The 19,283-nt window shown below is 72.1% G+C and carries 20 protein-coding genes; 15 read left to right on the top strand and 5 right to left on the bottom strand.

What is annotated here, in order from left to right; genetic code table 11:
* Positions 1-15: 15 nt before the first annotated feature.
* The 3 genes from OHS71_RS29480 (at position 16) to pspAB (ending at position 1,967) form a co-directional block, all read left to right on the top strand.
* Complete coding sequence (locus tag OHS71_RS29480; RefSeq protein ID WP_328482355.1) at positions 16-273, top strand: SCO2583/SCO2584 N-terminal domain-containing protein; 258 nt, start codon at positions 16-18, stop codon at positions 271-273.
* Positions 274-438: 165 nt separating this feature from the next.
* Positions 439-1,359, top strand: coding sequence for a zinc metalloprotease HtpX (gene htpX / locus OHS71_RS29475; protein WP_328482354.1), 921 nt, complete (start codon positions 439-441; stop codon positions 1,357-1,359).
* 2 nt (positions 1,360-1,361) lie between these two features.
* Positions 1,362-1,967, top strand: coding sequence for a PspA-associated protein PspAB (gene pspAB / locus OHS71_RS29470; protein ID WP_328482353.1), 606 nt, complete (start codon positions 1,362-1,364; stop codon positions 1,965-1,967).
* A gap of 19 nt (positions 1,968-1,986) precedes the next feature.
* Here the strand turns inward: pspAB and OHS71_RS29465 are convergent, their stop codons facing one another.
* Together OHS71_RS29465 and OHS71_RS29460 are read right to left on the bottom strand one after the other, a co-directional pair.
* A complete protein-coding gene (locus OHS71_RS29465; RefSeq protein ID WP_328482352.1) occupies positions 1,987-2,274 on the bottom strand; it encodes a hypothetical protein in 288 nt (95 codons plus the stop codon).
* Positions 2,275-2,572: 298 nt separating this feature from the next.
* Positions 2,573-3,913, bottom strand: coding sequence for a DUF2252 domain-containing protein (locus tag OHS71_RS29460; RefSeq protein ID WP_328482351.1), 1,341 nt, complete (start codon positions 3,911-3,913; stop codon positions 2,573-2,575).
* 274 nt (positions 3,914-4,187) lie between these two features.
* On the opposite strand from OHS71_RS29460, the gene OHS71_RS29455 reads away from it, so the two are divergent.
* Positions 4,188-5,384, top strand: a complete 1,197-nt coding sequence (locus OHS71_RS29455; RefSeq protein ID WP_328482350.1) for a winged helix DNA-binding domain-containing protein — start codon at positions 4,188-4,190, stop codon at positions 5,382-5,384.
* Positions 5,385-5,542: 158 nt separating this feature from the next.
* On the opposite strand, the gene OHS71_RS29450 is transcribed toward OHS71_RS29455, so the two are convergent.
* Positions 5,543-5,857, bottom strand: a complete 315-nt coding sequence (locus tag OHS71_RS29450) for a hypothetical protein (protein WP_328482349.1) — start codon at positions 5,855-5,857, stop codon at positions 5,543-5,545.
* A gap of 141 nt (positions 5,858-5,998) precedes the next feature.
* Here OHS71_RS29450 and OHS71_RS29445 point away from each other — a divergent pair, with 141 nt between their 5' ends.
* The 9 genes from OHS71_RS29445 to OHS71_RS29405 all read left to right on the top strand — a co-directional run bounded on the left by OHS71_RS29445 (position 5,999) and on the right by OHS71_RS29405 (position 15,341).
* Entirely contained in the window at positions 5,999-6,358 is a 360-nt protein-coding gene (locus tag OHS71_RS29445; RefSeq protein WP_328482348.1) for an arsenate reductase family protein, read from the top strand.
* A 66-nt stretch (positions 6,359-6,424) separates the two neighbouring features.
* A complete protein-coding gene (locus OHS71_RS29440) occupies positions 6,425-7,225 on the top strand; it encodes a hypothetical protein (RefSeq protein WP_328482347.1) in 801 nt (266 codons plus the stop codon).
* Between the two features lie 128 nt (positions 7,226-7,353).
* Positions 7,354-8,055 (top strand): hypothetical protein, encoded by a 702-nt coding sequence (locus OHS71_RS29435; RefSeq protein WP_328482346.1) that lies wholly within the window; start codon positions 7,354-7,356, stop codon positions 8,053-8,055.
* 392 nt (positions 8,056-8,447) lie between these two features.
* The gene (gene glnII / locus OHS71_RS29430) at positions 8,448-9,479 is read left to right on the top strand and encodes a glutamine synthetase (RefSeq protein WP_328482345.1); all 1,032 of its coding nucleotides are present in this window, start codon (positions 8,448-8,450) and stop codon (positions 9,477-9,479) included.
* A gap of 412 nt (positions 9,480-9,891) precedes the next feature.
* Entirely contained in the window at positions 9,892-10,473 is a 582-nt protein-coding gene (locus tag OHS71_RS29425; protein ID WP_328482344.1) for a winged helix-turn-helix domain-containing protein, read from the top strand.
* Between the two features lie 77 nt (positions 10,474-10,550).
* Positions 10,551-11,591 (top strand): NAD-dependent epimerase/dehydratase family protein, encoded by a 1,041-nt coding sequence (locus OHS71_RS29420; RefSeq protein ID WP_328482343.1) that lies wholly within the window; start codon positions 10,551-10,553, stop codon positions 11,589-11,591.
* A gap of 52 nt (positions 11,592-11,643) precedes the next feature.
* Positions 11,644-12,933 (top strand): sensor histidine kinase, encoded by a 1,290-nt coding sequence (locus OHS71_RS29415; protein WP_328482342.1) that lies wholly within the window; start codon positions 11,644-11,646, stop codon positions 12,931-12,933.
* Positions 12,918-13,574, top strand: a complete 657-nt coding sequence (locus OHS71_RS29410; protein WP_328482341.1) for a response regulator transcription factor — start codon at positions 12,918-12,920, stop codon at positions 13,572-13,574. The genes OHS71_RS29415 and OHS71_RS29410 overlap by 16 nt, the downstream gene beginning before the upstream one ends.
* 177 nt (positions 13,575-13,751) lie before the next feature.
* Positions 13,752-15,341: a DUF1996 domain-containing protein gene (locus OHS71_RS29405; protein WP_328482340.1), complete on the top strand. Its 1,590-nt coding sequence runs from the start codon at positions 13,752-13,754 to the stop codon at positions 15,339-15,341.
* A gap of 121 nt (positions 15,342-15,462) precedes the next feature.
* Here OHS71_RS29405 and OHS71_RS29400 read toward each other — a convergent pair whose 3' ends face one another.
* On the bottom strand, positions 15,463-15,912 hold the full coding sequence (locus tag OHS71_RS29400) for a hypothetical protein (protein WP_328482339.1): 450 nt from the start codon (positions 15,910-15,912) through the stop codon (positions 15,463-15,465).
* Positions 15,913-16,102: 190 nt separating this feature from the next.
* Between OHS71_RS29400 and OHS71_RS29395 the strand changes: the two genes are divergently transcribed.
* Both OHS71_RS29395 and OHS71_RS29390 read left to right on the top strand, forming a co-directional pair.
* Positions 16,103-18,034 carry a hypothetical protein gene (locus OHS71_RS29395; protein WP_328482338.1) on the top strand — a complete coding sequence of 644 codons (1,932 nt, stop codon included), beginning with the start codon at positions 16,103-16,105 and terminating at the stop codon, positions 18,032-18,034.
* A 163-nt stretch (positions 18,035-18,197) separates the two neighbouring features.
* Positions 18,198-18,887 (top strand): TetR/AcrR family transcriptional regulator, encoded by a 690-nt coding sequence (locus tag OHS71_RS29390; protein ID WP_328482337.1) that lies wholly within the window; start codon positions 18,198-18,200, stop codon positions 18,885-18,887.
* A gap of 13 nt (positions 18,888-18,900) precedes the next feature.
* Here OHS71_RS29390 and OHS71_RS29385 read toward each other — a convergent pair whose 3' ends face one another.
* Positions 18,901-19,281 (bottom strand): 5-carboxymethyl-2-hydroxymuconate Delta-isomerase, encoded by a 381-nt coding sequence (locus OHS71_RS29385; protein WP_328482336.1) that lies wholly within the window; start codon positions 19,279-19,281, stop codon positions 18,901-18,903.
* Between the last annotated feature and the right edge of the window lie 2 nt (positions 19,282-19,283).

Genomic DNA, 19,283 nt, shown 5'->3' with positions numbered 1-19,283 from the left:
GGGGGAGATACGGGGATGCCCGAACAGGACGACACAGAGCGGGAGTTCGACCTCAAGTGGGCCGACGGCGCGGCGCACAAGGAGCCCTCGGCGCGGGCCCGGATGCTGGCGGCGCGCTGGAAGGAGAACCCGCCCGAGCCGGTGCCGTTCCGCGGCGACCCGGACCGGGTGGCGTCGCCCCGGTCCTCTTGGCTGTCGACGGCACTCGTGCTGGGCTGCGTGGCCTCGGTGATCCTGCTGCTGGGGTACCTGCGGTTCCGGGCGCCGTACTAGAAGGGGCGCGGGGGCGGGCGTGCCGCCCGCGGTCCCGCCGGCGCCCGTACCCAACGGTCGCCGGCGGGAGCTTTTGCTCCGCCCAGGACCGTTCGGGACCCGTTCATGGGGTGGGTGCGGTGCACACTGGCAGTGGGGCGAGTGCCTGACTGCGGGGTGATGCAGATGCAGAGCCGTTTCCGGAGCGACCGGCGGTTGACCGTGCGGATGACGGTCACCTTGTTCCTGCTCGGATTGCTGTACGTGGCGTTCGTCGCCGCGCTGGTCGTGTTGCTGAAGTCGTGGGTGCTGGTCGTGGTCGTCGTGGTGGCGATGCTGGGCGCCCAGTACTGGTTCTCCGACCGGGTCGCGCTGTTCGCGATGCGCGGGCGGGTGGTGGAGCGGGAGGAGTATCCCGAGCTGCATGCCGTGATCGACCGGCTGTGCGCGATCGCGGACATGCCGAAGCCGGTGGTCGCCGTCTCGGAGATGGACATGCCGAACGCGTTCGCGACGGGGCGCAACCCCGACCACGCGGTGGTGTGTGTGACGACGGGACTGCTGAGGCGGCTGGAGCCCGCCGAACTGGAGGGTGTGCTCGCGCACGAGCTGTCGCATGTGGCGCACAAGGACGTGGCGGTGATCACGATCGCCTCGTTCCTGGGCGTGATCGCGGGGCTGATCGTGCGGTTCGCGTTCTACTCTCAGATGTTCGGCGGCGCGCGCAGGGACCAGAACGCCGCCGTCGTCTTCGCCGTCGTGATGGGTGTCTCGGCGGCCGTGTACGCGATCAGTTTCCTGCTCATCCGGGCGCTGTCCCGGTACCGGGAGCTGGCGGCGGACCGGGCGGCGGCCCAGCTGACCGGCCGTCCCTCGGCGCTGGCCTCCGCGCTGACGAAGGTCTCCGGCGACCTGGCCCGTATCCCGACGAAGGATCTCCGCACGGTCCAGGCATTCAACGCGTTCTACTTCACGCCTGCGCTGGGCTCCGAGCCCGGGGTGGCGGGGCTGTTCTCGACCCATCCGAGCCTGGAACAGCGGCTCGAACAGCTGGGGCGGATCTCGGCCGAACTCGGTGAGGCGGCGACCCCGGGGAAGGCGGGCTGATCATGGGGCTGCTGGACATCCTGCTCGGCCGGACCAAGCCGGGCGTACCCGACCTGGACCGGCTGTTCGCGCTGCCCTCGGCGGCGGTGACGCTGGAGGCGGCGGCCGGGTTCACCCCGACCGGGCAGGGTGCCGTGTGCTTCGCGACCGTCGAGGGTTCGGCCTTCGAGCAGACGCACCGCGAGGTCCAGGCCCTCCTCGACGCGGACACCGAGCGCACCGGTCCCCCGGTGCGGCTGGTGCGCGACGACTACGGCTACTCCTGGCTGGTCTCGCAGCGAGCCCCCGACCAGTTGCCGCAGCTGGTCAACGATCTGCACGCGGTGAACAGCGCGATGGAGGTCAACGGTTTCGGGCCGCAACTGCTGTGCTCGCTGGCCGGGTTCGAGGAACAGCGGGCCGCCGGACAGGCGGCGGGCGGACGGCGGCTGGCGCTCGTGTACCTGTACAAACGGGGTTCGTACTATCCGTTCGCGCCGCTGCCCGGTCCGGGGCAGCGGCGCGACAGCGCACTGGAGTTGCAGGTGCGGGCCGCCCTCGCGGGCGAACTGCGGATCGAGCAGGACCTGAGCCGTTGGTTCCCGGTCTGGGGAGCCCCCGGCCTTTAGGCGGATCCGCCCGGCGGTCCTACTTGCCGCGCTCGCGCTCCTGACGGCGGGACTCCATGGGGCGCTCGCGACGGTAGCGACGCTCCCACTTGGCCTGCTTGTCCCGGCGGTCACGGTATGCCTTGTACGTCGTCGGCGCGGGGGCCGCACTCGGCGCGGGGCCCGTGGACCCGGCGGACGGTGCGGACGAGCCGAGCCCGTATCGCACGTACAGGAACAGGACGCCGGCCGCGGCGAGCCAGTAGAGCGGGTTTCCGAATCCCAGGACCACCAGGACGACGGCCCCGGAGAGAACGACGGTACCCATGGTGTGCCTCCTTTCCTGGGCAGGAACGACTACTGAGCGTGGTGGTGGGGGCGGGTGGGCGTCTCCAGCGTACGGAATCCGTCACTCACCGTGCATCTCCTTTTCCGGGGCCCCGGAGCCGGGCGCGGCGGGCTCCGTGAGTGAACGGGAGCGCACCGGCGATCCGGCGATCCGGCCCCGTTGCCCGGACGGGCGGGGATCCGGCCCCGTTTCAGGGACGGGCGGGTCCGGCCCCGTTGCCCGGACGGGCGGGAAGGGGTGAGGACGCCGTCCTCACCGGCCCGGTGGCAGCCGGTGGTCAGACGCCCGGGGCCGCGCGCACCACGCCCGCCGCGACCGCCGCGCCCAGCACCGCGTGGTCGGCGGTGGTCCGGTCGGCGTAGGCCAGGGCGAAGTCGGCGACGGCGCGTTCGAAGGTGTCGGCGCCACCGAGGTAGCCGGCGATGGCGATGCGGTCGCCGGAGCGGGCGTGGGCGCGGGCCAGGGCGGTTCCGCAGAGCCGGGCGTAGGCCGTGAGCTCGGCCGGGGACATCCCGGCGACGCCGGCGGCGCCCTTCAGATCGCGCAGCTGACGCCAGTAGAACGCGCGGCCCTGGGGCCCGGTCATCCAGCCCAGGAAGACGTCCCCGGCGGCCTGGAGCAGCCGCTGCCCGGCGACCACCCGGTGACCGGGGTGGACGTAGGGGCCGTGCGGCAGGTGTTCCTCCAGGACGGACGCGCGGGCCTCCTTGATCTGGAGGAGCAGCGGATCGTCGGTGTCGCGCCCGGCGAGCAGCACGATGAAACAGCGGGTGCCGACGCTGCCGACGCCGACGACCTTGCGGGCGGCGTCGACGAAGCGGTAGCGCTCCAGCAGCAGTCGGGGCTCCCCGGCGAGGGTGGAACGGTAGTCGCTGAAGATCTTGCGCAGGGCGGCGCTGTCGGAGGCGCCGGCGGGTTCGATCAGCGGTGGGTCGTGGATGATGCGGCGGCGCCCGTCGACGACCTCCGTGAGTTTGTGCAGGGCCAGGAGGCTGGTGCGGCGGCGGGCCCGGGTGAGGCTGGCCCCGTCCCGTCCGCGGTGCCGGGCGGAACGCAGCAGGGGCAGCAGCCGCTCGGCGTCGATGCGCTCGTACCAGACGGCGAGCTCGTCGAGCCGGGACAGTCGCCGCATGGCGGTGCGGTAGGCGGCCACGGCCTCCAGTGCGGCGCGCCGCACCCTCGGCTCGGGGTGTCCGTTCTCCCGGGCGGCCACGGCGACGGAGGCCGCGAGCCGTTTGACGTCCCATTCGAAGGGCCCGGGGAACGTCTCGTCGAAGTCGTTGAGGTCGAAGAGGAGCGCCCGCTCGGGGGAGGCGTACAGCCCGAAGTTGAGCAGGTGGGGGTCGCCGCACAGTTGCACAGTCAGTCCGGTGTGCGGCTGCGACGCCAGGTCGGCGGCCATCACGGCGACCGAGCCGCGCAGGAACGCGAAGGGCGAGGCGGCCATCCGCCCGTACCGGATCGGCAGCAGCTCGGGCAGCCGGTCGCGGCCCTGCCGCTCCAGCAGGGCCACGGGATCGGGCCGGTCGACGGACGGGATCCAGACGGCGTGGGCGGAACGGGGGACGCGCTTACGGGCGTCCCTGCCGCGCCGGGCACGGTCGGCGGGGGTGGTCATGCGCGTCGTCTCCGCACCACGATCGCCTCCCGGTTCTCGGTACTTCGCGGCGTCTGCGGCCCCTGTTCGCAGTGAAGGGCGGCAGGGGGCCGGCCGCATGCCGGGTAGGCCGAACGGGTGATGACAGTCGGCCTCGGCGGCCAGGGGGCGCCGAGGCGGGGCGTCGGCCGTCACGGGAGGCGGGGCCGATTGTCAGTGGGGTCGGAGAGGATGCGGACAGGGACGAGTGCCGGACGGCGACAGCGCGACGAGGCGAGGACGGGTGGAGGCCGGGATGGGCGACGGGACGGGCGACGGGGTGCGGTACATCGATGCCCAGGAGCGGCGGGCGCGGCTGGCCCTGCGGCACCGGCTGGCCCCGCAGGCGCGGGTCGCGACACCCGAGGCGGTGGCGGACGCGCTGCTCGCCCTGCACGGCTCGGACCCGGCGACGGTGTATCTGGCGGTCGGCGCCCGCCTCGCCGACCCGGCGGCGACGGTGCCGGAGACCGACCGCGCGCTGTACGCGGACCGGAGCCTGGTGCGGATGCACGGCATGCGGCACACCGTCTTCGTGTTCCCCACGGGGTCCACGGCGGTCGTGCACGCCTCGACCGGCCTCGCGGTCGCCGCGCGGGAGCGGGCCGGCCTGGTGAAGGACATGGCGAAGGCTGGCGCACCGGACGCGGGCTGGCTGAAGGAGGTCGAGGAGTCGGCGCTGGCCGCTCTGGGCCGGCTCGGCCAGGCGACCGCGGCCGAACTGGCCCGGGAGGAACCGCGTCTGCGGGAGCAGTTCGTGTACGCGGCGGGCAAGCCCTACGAAGGCGTCCACACCGTCGTGACACGGCTGCTGAGGGTGCTGGGGGTGGAGGGCAAGGTGGTCAGGGGGCGCCCCCTGGGCTCGTGGACGTCGAGCCAGTTCCGCTGGGCCCTCGCTCCCGAGCACGCCGAACTGCCCGTGGAGCAGGCCCAGTCGGACCTGCTGCGGCACTGGCTGACGGCGTGCGGCCCGGCCACGGAGGCCGACCTGAAGTGGTGGACGGGCTGGCGGGTGACGGACGTCCGCCGGGCGCTGAAGGCGATCGGGGCGCGGGCGGTGACCCTGGACGAGGGGACGGGGTACGTCGTCGAGGACGACGTGGACGCGGTGTCCGCCCCGGCTCAGCCGTGGGCGGCCCTGCTGCCCGCTCTCGATCCCACGGCGATGGGCTGGCAGGGCCGGGACTGGTATCTGGCCCCGGAGCTGCGCCCCCAGTTGTTCGACTACAGCGGGAACGTGGGCCCGACGGTGTGGTGGAACGGGCGGGTGGTGGGGGGTTGGGCCCAGCGGGCCGACGGCGAGATCGTCTGGCGGATCCTGGCCGACGACGGCGTGGGCGGCGGGGCGGAGGCGGCGATCGGGGCGGAGGCCGAGCGGTTGGCGGGGTGGCTGGGGACCACCAGGGTGACGCCGAGGTTCCGGACACCGGTGGAGAAGGAGTTGGTGAGGTGACCGTCCTGCGGGGGCCGCACGGCGGCGCGCGAGACGAGGAGCCGGCGCCCGGACCCGCGGTGTGGGACACCGGCCACCGCGGCGGACCCGGCTCACCGGCGCGGACACCGGCCACAGGCGCCGGGCGCCGTCACGCACGACGGCACCCGGCGCCCGCCTCACCGGCTGTACCGCAGCAGCGCCCGCACCATGTGGCACGTGGTGTCCGACGGCGCGTGCACGCCGATCAGCTGCGCCGTGCTGCGGATCTTCTCGTTGCGGGCCTGGTTCGGCATATACACGCCCAGGTCGAGCAGGGCGATCGCCAGACGCATGGCCTTGAGGCGGCGGTTGTGCATGACGTACCACTCGCGCGGTCGCCCGGGCGGCAACGGCCGCTTGTCGACGGGCACATAGGGCAGATCGAGCTGCACGGAACGCTTGGCGGTGGACTGGGTCGGCAACGGCTTCGGCTTCAGTGCGGCAGCGGGCACAGGCATCCTCCTGTCGCGGTCAGGGCCCGGTCCGGAACCTCCGGCGAACCCTCGAACACTGCTTCTATTCTACCGTCCACCACTGACAAACGCCCCTGATCACAAGGCCTTTCGGCCCCTTCGACCGCTACCGTGTATGGCATGGAGATCTGGATCAACCCCGCCTGTTCCAAGTGCCGCAGCGCCCTCACACTCCTCGACGCCGAGGGCGCCGACTACACCGTCCGCCGCTACCTGGAGGACGTGCCGAGCGAGGACGAGATCGGTGCGGTGCTCGACCGCCTCGGTCTGGAGCCCTGGGACATCACCCGCACCCAGGAGGCCGAGGCCGCGGAACTCGGCCTGAAGGACTGGGCGCGGGACGCGGACACGCGCGGACGCTGGATCACCGCGCTCGCCGCGCATCCCCGGCTCATCCAGCGCCCGATCATCACGGCGGACGACGGCACCGCGCTGGTGGCCCGCACGGACGAGGCCGTACGGGACGCTCTGTCCCGTTAGCCGGGAAGCCGACGGTTGGTCCGGCGGCGGGAGTCGGCGTGCCGGACGCTGCTACCCTCCGCCGCCATGACCTTCGGTGATCAAGGACTCGGGTTCGTTCCCGAGCAGGAGCGCATACGGCGGCGTCGGCGGACCGGGCGGACGACGACCGCCTGGACGGGCGCGGTCCTCGTCACCGCCGTCGCCGTCGGCGCCGTGCTGATCGAGGACGGGGGCGACGCCGACCGGCACGTGTCCGCTCCCCCGGTGACCGCGTCGGCGACGACCGCGGCCGCCTCGGGCCTCGCGGCCGTCCCGTCCGTGGACGCGAGCCTCCCGTCCGACGCCCCGAGCACACTGCCCTCGCTCCTGGCCCGCCCGGTCATCCGGCCGGAGCAGGCTTTCCCCTCGACGAGCGTCCGGCTCCAGGACGGCTCCCGGTACGCGCGCGTCGACCTGGCCACCACCATCGACTGCGCCCGGGGCATGTCGCCCGAACTGGCCCAGCTGATCGAACAGGGCGGGGAATGCGTCCGGTCGACGGCGGCACTGTTCACGGACGCCGCGCGGCGCTCCCAGGTGACGGTCACCGTGCTGAGCTTCGAGCGGGTGCAGGACGCCTCACGCGTGTTCATGATGTCCTCCATGGACCCGGTCACCTATCAGGTGGTCTCGCTGGATCCGCCCCCGCGGGCCGGTCTGCCGACGGTGCCGCCGGGTTCGGCCGGGGTCTTCCGGCGGACGATGACCGTCCGGTCGGTGGTGTTCGCGAACGGGCAGTGGAGTGACGGCTCGGAAACGGGAGAGGCCGAACTCACCGCCCAGGCGGAGGGGTTGCTCCAGCACGTCAACGACACCGTGGTGGCCTACGAGGACGGGAGGAGCTGACCGCGACCACCCGCCGCCGACTCCGGTGTGACGCACGCCACTTCGATTGGCATCGGTGACCGCTGAGTAGCTTCGTTCGGTATCTCGTACATACCGGCGTACGTTCCCCTATCCCTCAGGAGGCGCGCATGTCGCGCAGGAGAACTCTCGGTACGAAGAAGAAGATCGCGCTGCTCGTCAGCGCCGCGGCGGTGGCGGGCGCCGGGGCCTTCGCAATGGCGTCCACCTCGAACGCCTCGCAGGACACGCAGAACGCCAACACGCTGTCCGCCGGGGACCCGACCGTCTGCGGGGGGCTGGCCACAGCCCTCGGCAACAACCAGAAATTCATCGAGGGCCAGAAGGCGAACCCGGACGCGCAGTCCGCGGCCCGGATCGCCAACCGCGAGGCGGTCATCGCGCAGATCAAGGTGCAGCAGCAGGCGTCCGGGTGCATCGTTGGGGAGTCGGCTCAGGGCTCCCAGGCGACGCAGCCCTCGCAGGCCGCTTCCGCACCGGCGGCCTCCGCGCCCGCCGCTTCCGCACCGGCCGGCAACGCGGGCAACACGGGGAACGCGGGAAACGGCGGCGGTGCCGCCTCCGGGCAGCAGGTCTGCAACGGCTCCACGGTCACGCTCTCCGGCGAGGGCGGTGCACCGGCCGCGTCGAGCAACCAGTTCCCGGCGGGAACCAAGCTCAGGGTGACCAACCTGGACAACAACAAGTCCACGACCGTCGAGGTGACCTCGGTCTCCGGCAGTTGCGCCCTGCTCAACAACGCGGCCTTCGAACAGGTCCGGGAGCCCGGCAAGTTCCTGATCCGGCGGGCCCTGATCGAGAAGGTGGGGTGAACCCCGGCTGCCGGACTCTTCTCTGAGCCGGCGGCGCCCCGGCACACACCTCCCAGGTGTCACCGGTCCTGCTGCTCGCGGCCACGGGCAGCAGGACCGACGCGTTCCGGGGTGCACGGCGCGCGGAAGCGCGCGGAACCCCATCGCATACGAGCCCGCCCCCTTCTCCGCCCGCATCCCGGCCGGCGTCCGCGAACGGCCGCTTTCCGGCCGGGGCGGCGCGCTCACACCGTGAGCCGCACCACAGAACCACCAGGTAACACGGGGTTCACATTCGAGCAATGATCGGGAAATCGCCTGTTGACAAGCTGCCGGGCAGACAGGCGGCGCCCCAGTGCCGCAGCGCCGCAGCACCCGCAAGTGCGTCAGACACACCCCGAAGGAAGTGGCCCGTGACCTTCAAGGCTGAGTACATCTGGATCGACGGCACCCAGCCGACGGCGAAGCTCCGTTCCAAGACGAAGATCATCGCGGGCGAGCCCGCCGGTCTCGACGCGCTGGGGATCTGGGGCTTCGACGGGTCCTCCACGAACCAGGCCGAGGGGCACTCCTCGGACCGTGTCCTCAAGCCGGTCTTCACCTGCCCCGACCCGATCCGCGGCGGCGACGACGTTCTCGTCCTGTGCGAGGTCCTCGACATCGACATGACGCCGCACGAGTCCAACACGCGTGCCGCGCTCGCCGAGGTGTCCGAGAAGTTCGCCGCGCAGGAGCCGATCTTCGGCATCGAGCAGGAGTACACCTTCTTCCAGGACGGTTACCCGCTCGGCTTCCCCAAGGGCGGTTTCCCGGCCCCGCAGGGCGGCTACTACTGCGGTGTCGGCGCGGACGAGATCTTCGGCCGCGAGGTCGTCGAGGCGCACCTCGAGAACTGTCTGGCCGCCGGCCTCGCGATCTCCGGCATCAACGCCGAGGTCATGCCCGGCCAGTGGGAGTTCCAGGTCGGCCCGGTCTCCCCGCTGGAGGTCTCCGACCACCTGTGGGTGGCCCGCTGGCTGCTCTACCGCACCGCCGAGGACTTCGGCGTCTCCGCCACCCTCGACCCCAAGCCGGTCAAGGGCGACTGGAACGGCGCCGGCGCCCACACCAACTTCTCCACCAAGGCGATGCGCGAGGGCTACGACGCCATCATCACCGCGTGCGAGTCGCTCGGTGAGGGCTCGAAGCCGCTCGACCACGTCAAGCACTACGGCGCCGGCATCGACGACCGTCTGACCGGCCTGCACGAGACCGCCCCGTGGAACGAGTACTCCTACGGCGTCTCCAACCGCGGCGCCTCGGTCCGTATCCCGTGGCAGGTCGAGAAGGACGGCAAGGGCTACATCGAGGACCGCCGCCCGAACGCCAACGTCGACCCGTACCTGGTGACGCGACTGATCGTCGACACCTGCTGCTCGGCGCTGGAGAAGGCCGGCCAGGTCTGATCCCCGGTCACTCCCGTGAGGGGCGCCCGCCGTTTTTCGGCGGGCGCCCCTTACGTGTGTCCGCGCCCTCCCGGGCGTCCGGGGCGCGGGACGACGTCGACTTCACGCCAGGAAGCGTCCAAGCTGTGAGAGGAGACTCCTGTAACGGGCGGGTGTCTGCTTCAATGGGCCCATGGCCACCTTCCAGAAGTGCACCGCGACGGGTCGTCACGACCTCGAGCCCTTCTGGCCTTCCCGTCAGCACCATGACTTCGACCGGGTGTGTTGCCGCGCGATGAACGCGCCGGCCCTCTAAAGCCGTACACCCCGGCCTTCGGCCAGCGCGCACGACGTACGTCCTCGACGAGCCCGACCACGAATCGCGGCCGTCGTCCTCCCCGACGAACTTCTCGCGCGAAAGAGCTGACCTCTCATGGCGACCACTCGTACTCTCTCCTCCGCCCCCAGCCTCAGCCCCTCGTCCGCTCCGGCCAGGCACCGTCTGCGTGCCGTGGACCGGGACGAGGTGGTCGACGTCGCCGACTTCCTGCCGCCGGGCGCGACCTGGCTGCCCGCTCCCCCGCACACCCTGCCCGCCCTGCCGGGCCAGCCGCCGATGATCGGCTATCTGGTGCTCGTCCCGGCCGACCAGCAGCCGCCGTTCCTGCCGGTGCCGGTGACGGACCGGCCCGCGGCCGGCCAGGTGGCCGAGGGCGCGGGGCGCCCGCTCGTGCGCATCGACCCCGTGCAGCGCACCGCCGCGGTGGACGGGCAGGAACTCGACCTCACCTACCTGGAGTTCGAGCTGCTCGCGCATCTCGTCGCGCACCCGAACCGGGTGCACACGCGCGACCAGCTCGTCACCACGGTGTGGGGTTACGGCCATGTGGGCGACGGCCGCACGGTCGACGTCCACATCGCCCGGCTGCGCCGCAAGCTGGGCGCACAGCACCGCCAGTCGATCCAGACGGTGCGCCGGGTCGGCTACAAGTACACGCCGCCGACCGGCCACTGACCGCTCCACCGGCCCCTTTCTCTGCCGAGGGCAGAGCGCTGTTCCCCGCCGCGTCCGGAGCGGGCACAGTCACCGGTATGAGACTTCTGGTGCTGGGCGGTACGGAGTTCGTGGGACGGGCCGTCGTCGAGACGGCCCTCGGGCGCGGCTGGGACGTGACGGTGTTCAACCGCGGGCGGCAGGCACCCGCCCCCGGTACCCGGCTGCTGACCGGTGACCGCACCGCGCCCGGAGGGCTAGGGGCCCTGGCCGAGGGTGACTGGGACGCCGTGGTGGACACCTGGTCGGCGGCGCCCCGCGCGGTGCACGAGGCGGCGCGGCTGCTGCGGGGCCGCGCCGGCCGGTACGTGTACGTGTCGAGCTGCTCGGTGTACACCTGGGCCCCGCCCGCCGGGTACGGCGAGGACGCGCCCGTCGTGGAGGGGGCCGCACCCGACGCCGGACAGACCGACTACGCCCGGGACAAGCGCGGCGGTGAGCTGGCCGTCCTGGACGCCTTCGGCGCGAAGGACTCGGTCCTGGTACGGGCCGGACTGATCCTCGGCCCGTACGAGAACGTCGGCCGACTGCCCTGGTGGCTGACCCGGATCGCCCGCGGCGGCCCGGTCCTCGCGCCCGGGCCGCGCGAGCTGCCCCTTCAGTACGTGGACGCCCGCGACCTCGCCAGGTGGATCCTCGGCGCGGTCGAACGGGAGCTGAGCGGGCCGTACAACCTGATGAGCCCGCAGGGACACGCGACGATGGGCGGGCTGCTCGAAGCGTGCGTGCGGACCACCGGCTCCGACGCCGAACTGCGCTGGACCGCGCCGGAGATCATTCTCGACGCGGGCATCGAGCCGTGGACCGAGCTGCCCGTGTGGGTGCCGCCGGGCAGCGACATGCACGACGCCCTGCACGCGGCCGACATCTCGCGGGCGGTCGCGTCGGGGCTGTCCTGCCGTCCGGTCGAGGAGACCGTCGCCGACACCTGGGACTGGCTGCGCTCGATCGGCGGTACGGCTCCCCAGCGCCCCGACCGCACCCGCAAGGGCCTGGACCCGGAGGTCGAGGCGAAGGTCCTCGCGGCGGACGACGGCGGCGGGCCCGAGGTCCGGGGTGTACCTGGCACCACCCCCTGACCGGGGGCGTCGGCCCAGTGACCGCCGGTCCCGGCTCGGCCAGACTGACGCCATGAACACCAACACGAACAGCGGCGACGGCGGTTCGAGGGCCCGGGGGATGGTGCTCGCCGCCGGGCGGGGGCTCGCGCTGGCCGTCGTGTCGCTGCCGGCGGCCGTCCTCGGCTTCTGCCTCTCCCTCGTGTCCCTGGTCCTGATACCGATCGGGGTCGGCGCCTTCACCACGCCCTACGTGGTGAAGGGGGTGCGTGCCTACGCCGACCGGCGGCGGGCGCTCGCCGAACGCTGGGGCGGGGTGCGCATTCCGTCGGCGTACCGGCCGCTCCCGGAGACCGCCAACCCGTGGAAGCGGACCTACGCGCTGCTGCGCGACCCGGCGACCTGGCGGGACCTGCGCTGGCTCCAGGTGGACATGACGGCGGGGTTCGTGACCGCGCTGCTGCCGGCCGTGCTGGTCCTCTATCCGCTGGAGGGGTTCGCGCTGGCGCTGGGGCTGTGGCGGACGATGACGGGCGGGCCCTACGGCGCGTACGGACCGTACTGGTACGGCTTCGTACCGGTCAGCGGTTGGACGACGGCGTTCGCCGCGGCCGCGCTGGGCGCCGTCGTCCTCGTCGTCGCGCACCGGTACGCCGTGAGCGCCTTCCAGGTCCACTTCCGCCTCACCAAGGCGGTGCTCGCCCCAAGCCAGGCCGAACTGGCCGAGCGAGTACGGGTGTTGACGGAAACCCGACGGGACGCCGTCGACACCTCCGCCGCCGAGCTGCGGCGCATCGAGCGGGATCTGCACGACGGCGCCCAGGCGCGGCTGGTGGCGATGGGCATGGACCTCGGCACCGTCGAGTTGCTCGTCGACAAGAACCCGGAGAAGGCGAAGGAGCTTCTGGCGCAGGCCCGTCGGTCGTCCGCCGAGGCGCTCGCCGAACTGCGCGACCTGGTGCACGGCATCCATCCGCCGGTGCTGGCCGAGCGCGGACTCGGTGACGCGGTACGGGCGTTGGCGCTGCGGCTGCCCGTCAGCACCGAGGTGGACGTCGAGCTCGGCGGTGGGCGCCCGGACGCCCCGGTGGAGTCGGCGGCCTATTTCGCGGTGAGCGAGCTGCTCACCAACGCGGTCAAGCACTCGGGCGCCGACCGGATCTGGGTGGACCTCCACCACGGGGCGGGTCAGCTGCGGATCTCGGTCACCGACAACGGCGGGGGTGGCGCGGCCGTGGAGGGGGGCTCGGGCCTGGCCGGGGTCGAGCGGCGACTGGGTACATTCGACGGCGTCCTGGCCGTCAGCTCCCCCGCCGGCGGTCCCACCATGGTGACCATGGAGATCCCTTGCGTGTTGTCCTAGCCGAGGACCTCTTCCTGCTGCGGGACGGTCTCGTCCGACTGCTGGAGGCCTACGACTTCGAGATCGCCGCCGCCGTCGAGACCGGGCCCGAACTGGAGCGGGCGCTCACCGAACTGGAGCCGGACGTCGCCGTGGTGGACGTCCGGCTCCCGCCCACGCACACCGATGAGGGTCTCCAGTGCGCGCTCAGGGCCCGCGGCAGGAGGCCCGGGCTGCCGGTCCTCGTCCTCTCCCAGCACGTCGAGCAGCTGTACGCGCGTGAGCTGCTCGCCGACGGCACCGGTGGGATCGGCTATCTGCTGAAGGACCGGGTGTTCGACGCGGAGCAGTTCGTGGACGCCGTACGGCGGGTCGCGGCCGGCGGTACGGCGATGGACCCGCAGGTGATCCAGCAGCTGCTGGCCCGGCGTTCGGGGGACGGCCGGGGGCCCGTGGACCGGCTCACCCCGCGCGAACGTGACGTGATGGAACTGATGGCGCAGGGCCGGTCGAACGCGGCGATCGCGGGCAAACTGGTCGTCACCGAGAGGGCCGTCGCCAAACACACCGCGAACATTTTCGTGAAGCTCGGTCTGGAGGTCTCGGACGACGACAACCGCAGGGTACTGGCCGTTCTCGCCTATCTGGACCGTGATCGCTGAGGCCGCCAACTGCTGTGCAGTGTGAGGGTTTTGGGGTTGTTTCGCCGCATGGAGCTCTCATCAATTTCTGAGCGGGCTGAACACCTGTGGGGCGTCGTGCGTAAAGGAGGGGGCAGCTTCAGCTTCACTCCTGTCGGGCGCCTCGATGCTGCCCCGCAAGGAAGTCAGAGGAGTTCCATGGGACGCAACATACGTAAACGCCGTTCGTCGATGGCCACGAAGGCCGTGGCAGCATCGGCGGCCCTAGCGCTCGGCGGGGGCGGGCTGATCTGGGCGAACTTCTACGCTTCGGCGCACGAGTCGAACTCGGGCCAGAATCAGACCAAGGCCGCCAACGCGGCCGCACAGGTCGCCACCATCTCCTGCCCGGATGTGGGGCAGAAGCTGACGAACGTGCCCAACGGGGCGAAGCAGGGCGTCGCGACCGAACTGGCCAACCTGGACAAGCAGATCACCGAGGCCTACGCCCGGCTCGCTTCCACGCGCCAGGCCCAGGCGGGCGACGCCAGCTTCGTCCAGAACGCGATCACCGGGCCTCTCAAGGAGAAGAGGGCCGCCACGATCGACCGGATCCGCATCAACATCCAGCGTTCCGGTGGCCAGTTCGACAACTCCCTGAGCCAGTTGGCGGCCTGCACCACGCAGGGCACCAACAACACCAACGCCGGCCAGGCGGGCAACGGGCAGCAGAACAACGGCGGCCAGCAGCAGAACGGCGGCCAGAACAACGGCGGCCAGCAGCAGAACGGCGGCCAGCAGAACAACGGCGGTCAGCAGAACGGCGGCCAGAACAACGGCGGCAACGCCGGCCAGGGGCAGAACGGCCAGGGCGGCAACGGCCCGACCGCCGCGGACTTCGTGGACATCACGAAGGTCCAGGCGAACGCACAGCTGGGCGTGGGCGCGAACGGTCTCGCCGCGAACGGCAACGGCGGCTCGCGCGGCACGTTCACCTCGAACTGCGGCACCAACGGGAACGACAACCACAACACGGACAACGTGATCGTGGCCCCCGGTGTCGCCAACGGCGCCCACCACCTGCACGACTACGTCGGCAACCAGAACAACGACGCCTTCGCGAGCGACCAGGAACTGCTGGGGGCCGGCACCAGCTGCCAGAACCAGGGTGACAAGTCCTCGTACTTCTGGCCGGTGCTGCGCGTCCAGGACGGCAGCCAGGACTTCGACCAGAACAACGACGGCGGCGGCAAGGAAGGCAACGTCGGCAAGATCCTTCAGCCCGCCCAGGCGCAGATCAAGTTCGTCGGCAACAAGAAGGGCAAGGTCGTCGCGATGCCGTCGGCCCTGCGCATCATCACCGGTGACGCCAAGGCCTTCGTCAACGGCAACGCCAACGCCAACGTGAACTGGAGCTGCACCGGCTTCGAGAACAAGGTGCAGCTGGAGACCCAGTACCCGATCTGCCCGCAGGGCAGCCAGGTCGTGCGGACGACCAACTTCCAGAGCTGCTGGGACGGCAAGAACATCGACAGCGCCAACCACCGCACGCACGTGGCGTTCGTCCAGGCGAACGGCACCTGCGCCAACGGCTTCAAGGCGATCCCCCAGCTCCAGGTCCGGCTGGTCTACAACGTCCCGGCCCCGAAGCTGCAGAACGGGACGGTCGTGAACCCGTACGCGGTCGACAGCTTCCCGGAGAACCTGCACAAGCCGATCACCGACCACAACGACTTCATCAACTTCTTCTCGAAGAACCTGATGAACAAGATGGTCAACTGCATCAACACCGGCCAGAAGTGCAAGTGACCCGCTGAGCGGGTCCGTCTGACAGCCGACTGAGAAGGCCGGCGGTGAGGAATCCTCACCGCCGGCCTTCTGGTGTGCCGGGGCCGGTGGACGGGGCCCCGGCCGGTGTGCCGGGGCCCGGTCAGTGACCGGAGTGCGTCGCGCTGCCGGAGGGGTCGCCCGACACGTGCGCGGAGTGGTCCGTGCCCTCCTCGATGTCGCCGCCGAGGGTCTTGCGCAGCGCCGTCACGGTGCTGGTCTCCTCCCCCACGGCCACCCACTTGCGGCCGACCAGGTAGTGACCGCCGTAGTCCTTGGCCCCGTTGATCCACTCGCGCTGACCTCGGTCGGTGGCGAAGGTCAGCAGGATGAACTTGCCGTCGGCGTTCTTGCAGAGTGCCTGGCGGAGTTCGTCGGCGTCGGTCTGCATGTCGGGGGTGCACTTCACCTCGGCGGCCAGGTGCTCCAGGCTGCCGGTCGCCGTCACCGGGACGGTCACCTCGGCCTTCCCGGAGCCTCCGGATCCGCATCCCGTCAGCACCAGCGCCGCCGCGGCGGCGGCCGCCGCGAGCATCGGTCGGGTCACCATCATCTGTTTCCTCCCTGGCAAGAGCCTCGTCCTGGATACGGCTCTCGCGCGCGGTGCGCTCAAAATACCGGTGCCCGGGGGCCGGAGCCCCCGCCCCCGCGATACCAGCGGCCGGGGCCGACCCGGCGACGGCGCTCCGGGAGGACGGGACCACCCGGGGTGACCATCGCCCGTTTCGCTCGTTCCTCTGGACGTGCAGTCACAGGATGTCGCCCCGCGCCCCGCACCCGGATCCTCCGCCGACCGGACCGTCGATGTCGAGCAGGCCGAGGCCGCGCTCGTCGAGCACTATCCGCGGCTCGTCCGGCTCGCCTACCTGGTGCTTCCGCCCGGTCTCGGCCGCGGCCGGCGCGTTCTGACCGCCCACGCCCTCGCCCAGCGTGCGCTGCCCCGCCGCCGCGCCTCGGCCCCCGTCATCCCGGCCCAGTCCACCGGCGGGGAGGGCGACGCCGGGTACGCGTACATCCGCCTTCACGTGGTGCGTACGGCGCTGGAGGCCGCACAGCCGCTGCGGCTGCGGGCCCTGCCCCGGCGCGGGCAGCTCCCGCCGCTGCTCCCCCAGGTGTGGGGCCTGCGCCTCTTCCCCCGCTCCGGCGGCGCCGAGGAACTCGCTCTGGACCAGCGCCTGGCCGCCCTGTCCGGCCCGGCCCGGGCCGCCTATGTGCTGCGCGGCCTGGAGAAACTCACCGACGGCGAGGTCCGCGAGGTGCTCACCGGGTGCGGCGTTCAGGACACCGCTGCGACAGCGGCCCTGCGCGAGGCCGCCGGGGTCCCCGCCGCGCAGTACGCCCTGCTCGACTCCCCCGAGTTCGACGCCTGCTCGCTCCAGGTCCGGCCCACCGATCTGATGCGCCGCCGCCAGCACACCAGGGCCGCGCTCGCCGCCGCGGCCGCGCTTGCCGTGTGCGGCGCCCTGGTCGTGCTGCCCGGCGGTGGCTGGGGACCCGACGGCGCGGCCGCCCCGGTGTACGCGCAGAACCCGGCCGCCGAGGCGGCCCTCGACCCCGGGCGGCTGGTGAAGGTGACCCCCGCCGCCTGGAAGACCTCCGCGCGCACCGACTTCTCGGTCTGGCCCGCGCGCGGTCCCCTCACCGGCGACACCGCGCTCCTGCGCCGCGCCCTCGCCGTCTGGGCCCGTCCCGGGCAGAGCGTGCGGGTCTCCGCCACCCCGGAGACCCCCTTCGGCGGCCCCGCCGGACCGCCGCAGCTCCTCTACGCGGGCGAGGTCGACAACGCGCGCGTGGTGATCCTCCACGACGGTCTGCGCATCGCCCGCTATGCGGAGCCCAAGGACGGCACCGCCGGGGCGGCCCTCGACTTCGCGCGGGTCGACGGCGCGACCGGCGCCGAGGCGAGTGCGCTGGTGCTGGGCCGGGCTGACGGCAATGTCCGCTATCTGACGGCCCCCTGGGTCACCAAGGCCGGCGAGCGGGACCTGTCGAAGCCGGGCGCCGGGGTGATGGACCTGACGCTGACCGACGGGATCACCTCGCCGCTGGCCAGCCCGGCCACCCACACCGGCACGTGCACGACGTGGAACGTGCTCCAGCTGACCGACGCCTCGGGCACCCATCTGCTCAGCGACCTCGGCGAACTCGTCCCCGCCCGCCTCACCGCGGGGCGTCCGGCCGCTCCCGAGGAGGCGAGCGGCGCGCAGGCGCTGCGGACCTGGGCGCCGTTCGCCTGCTCGCTGGCCGACGCGCGCGGACAGGGCGTACGGACGGTCAACGCCTGGGGCTACACCCGGCAGCAGCTGCCCGACGGGAGCGGAACGGCGGCCTGGGTGTGCACCAGGGCCGAGACCTGGCGGGGTGACGGGAGCCAGGTGCTGGCCCAGTTCCACACGCCGGGCGGTCTGTTCGGGGCGGCCGTGGCGAAGGCCGGGGACGTACCGGCGTGCGGGCCGCGCGATCCGCATGTGCTGGCCGGGGTGCTGTGGAAGTCGAAGGGCGGCGGCTGGTACCTCCTCGCGGCCGGCGACCGGGCGACGACGTCCGTCCGGGCGACGGGCGGGGTGACCGGGTCCGGGCGGGGCAACCTGCTGGCGGTCCCGACGAAGCGGGGCGCGCAGGCCGGCCTGGAGGGCACTCTCAAGAACGGGCGGTCGATCAACGGGCTGCGCTGACCGGGCTGCTGTGACCGGTCGGCGGTCGGCGGTCGGCGGTCGGCGGTCGGCCCGAAGGTGACTGACATGCGACCGGACAAGTGGCCGGATAGGTGACGGATGGGGTGAACATCTGCGCCGGTCCGGTCCGTTCGGGGCCGGATCCGATCGGTAAGGTGTTCGCATGACTACCGGGGTTCGTCGCAGAATGGGAGTCGAGGAGCGGCGGCAGCAGTTGATCGGCGTCGCCCTCGAACTGTTCGCCCAGCGCTCGCCCGACGAGGTCTCCATCGACGAGATAGCCGCGGCCGCGGGCATCTCGCGCCCCCTCGTCTACCACTACTTCCCCGGCAAACTCAGCCTGTACGAAGCGGCGTTGAAGCGGGCCTCGGAGGATCTGGCGGGCCGGTTCGCCGAGCCGCACGAAGGGCCGCTCGGCGCCCGGCTGCTGCGCGTGATGCGCCGCTACTTCGACTTCGTCGACGCGCACGGCCCGGGGTTCTCCGCCCTGATGCGCGGCGGTCCGGCGGTCGGGTCGTCGACGACGAACGCGCTGATCGACTCCGTACGCCAGAACGCCTACGAACAGATCCTGTCGCATCTGGGGATCACCGACGCGCCCCCGCGTCTGGAGCTGACCGTCCGTTCCTGGATCTCGCTCGCCGAGTCGACCGCGCTGATCTGGCTGGACGGCCGGCGCATCCCACGCGAGGAGCTGGAGGTCCAGCTCGTGCACGACTTCGCCGCGCTGACGGCGGTCAGCGCGGCCTACGACGACGAGCTGCGGGCCCTGCTGCGCCCCGTGCTCGGCGGCGAGCCGGCCGACGGCCCCTTCGGCAGCCTGGTCACCCGGCTCATCGCCCTCGCGTCCTGAGTCCCGAAACGGCTCAGGATCCGTACTGCTCCTCGTACTTGCGGTACGAGGGGTCGAGGTCGCGCACCTCGGCGGAGGCGTGCACCGCCGAGACCCCGTCGGCCGGCTCGATGTGCTTGCGCAGCAGTTCCAGTACGGCTTCGGTGAGCTCGGCCTTGGTCGCGTCGGAGCGGCCGGCGAGCAGGGCGAGCGTGACGTGCACGATGGCCGGCCCGCCCGCCGGCCCGATCGCCACGTCTCCCACCACCTCGTCCTCCGTCCGAAGGACCCGCGTCTTGCAGGCTTCGAGCCGCGCGGCCGCTGTCTCCACGACCACCGGGTGCAGCGCGAGCGCGAACGCGTTCCAGTCGACGTGGTCGAGTCCTGGGGAGCGTTCGATGGTGATCTGCGGCATGG

The organism is Streptomyces sp. NBC_00377 (genome assembly GCF_036075115.1).
Lineage (GTDB): Bacteria > Actinomycetota > Actinomycetes > Streptomycetales > Streptomycetaceae > Streptomyces.
Note: the sequence above shows the minus strand (reverse complement) of the source record. Positions and strands in the feature narration are given on the sequence as shown.

Bases quoted from the DNA above. Each gene is read 5' to 3' on its own strand.
- OHS71_RS29480 (WP_328482355.1), top strand. From the start codon at position 16: ATGCCCGAACAGGACGACACAGAGCGGGAGTTCGACCTCAAGTGGGCC.
- htpX (WP_328482354.1), top strand. From the start codon at position 439: ATGCAGAGCCGTTTCCGGAGCGACCGGCGGTTGACCGTGCGGATGACG.
- pspAB (WP_328482353.1), top strand. From the start codon at position 1,362: ATGGGGCTGCTGGACATCCTGCTCGGCCGGACCAAGCCGGGCGTACCC.
- OHS71_RS29465 (WP_328482352.1), bottom strand. From the start codon at position 2,274: ATGGGTACCGTCGTTCTCTCCGGGGCCGTCGTCCTGGTGGTCCTGGGA.
- OHS71_RS29460 (WP_328482351.1), bottom strand. From the start codon at position 3,913: ATGACCACCCCCGCCGACCGTGCCCGGCGCGGCAGGGACGCCCGTAAG.
- OHS71_RS29455 (WP_328482350.1), top strand. From the start codon at position 4,188: ATGGGCGACGGGACGGGCGACGGGGTGCGGTACATCGATGCCCAGGAG.
- OHS71_RS29445 (WP_328482348.1), top strand. From the start codon at position 5,999: ATGGAGATCTGGATCAACCCCGCCTGTTCCAAGTGCCGCAGCGCCCTC.
- OHS71_RS29440 (WP_328482347.1), top strand. From the start codon at position 6,425: ATGACCTTCGGTGATCAAGGACTCGGGTTCGTTCCCGAGCAGGAGCGC.
- OHS71_RS29435 (WP_328482346.1), top strand. From the start codon at position 7,354: ATGTCGCGCAGGAGAACTCTCGGTACGAAGAAGAAGATCGCGCTGCTC.
- OHS71_RS29425 (WP_328482344.1), top strand. From the start codon at position 9,892: ATGGCGACCACTCGTACTCTCTCCTCCGCCCCCAGCCTCAGCCCCTCG.
- OHS71_RS29420 (WP_328482343.1), top strand. From the start codon at position 10,551: ATGAGACTTCTGGTGCTGGGCGGTACGGAGTTCGTGGGACGGGCCGTC.
- OHS71_RS29415 (WP_328482342.1), top strand. From the start codon at position 11,644: ATGAACACCAACACGAACAGCGGCGACGGCGGTTCGAGGGCCCGGGGG.
- OHS71_RS29405 (WP_328482340.1), top strand. From the start codon at position 13,752: ATGGGACGCAACATACGTAAACGCCGTTCGTCGATGGCCACGAAGGCC.
- OHS71_RS29400 (WP_328482339.1), bottom strand. From the start codon at position 15,912: ATGATGGTGACCCGACCGATGCTCGCGGCGGCCGCCGCCGCGGCGGCG.
- OHS71_RS29390 (WP_328482337.1), top strand. From the start codon at position 18,198: ATGACTACCGGGGTTCGTCGCAGAATGGGAGTCGAGGAGCGGCGGCAG.
- OHS71_RS29385 (WP_328482336.1), bottom strand. From the start codon at position 19,281: ATGCCGCAGATCACCATCGAACGCTCCCCAGGACTCGACCACGTCGAC.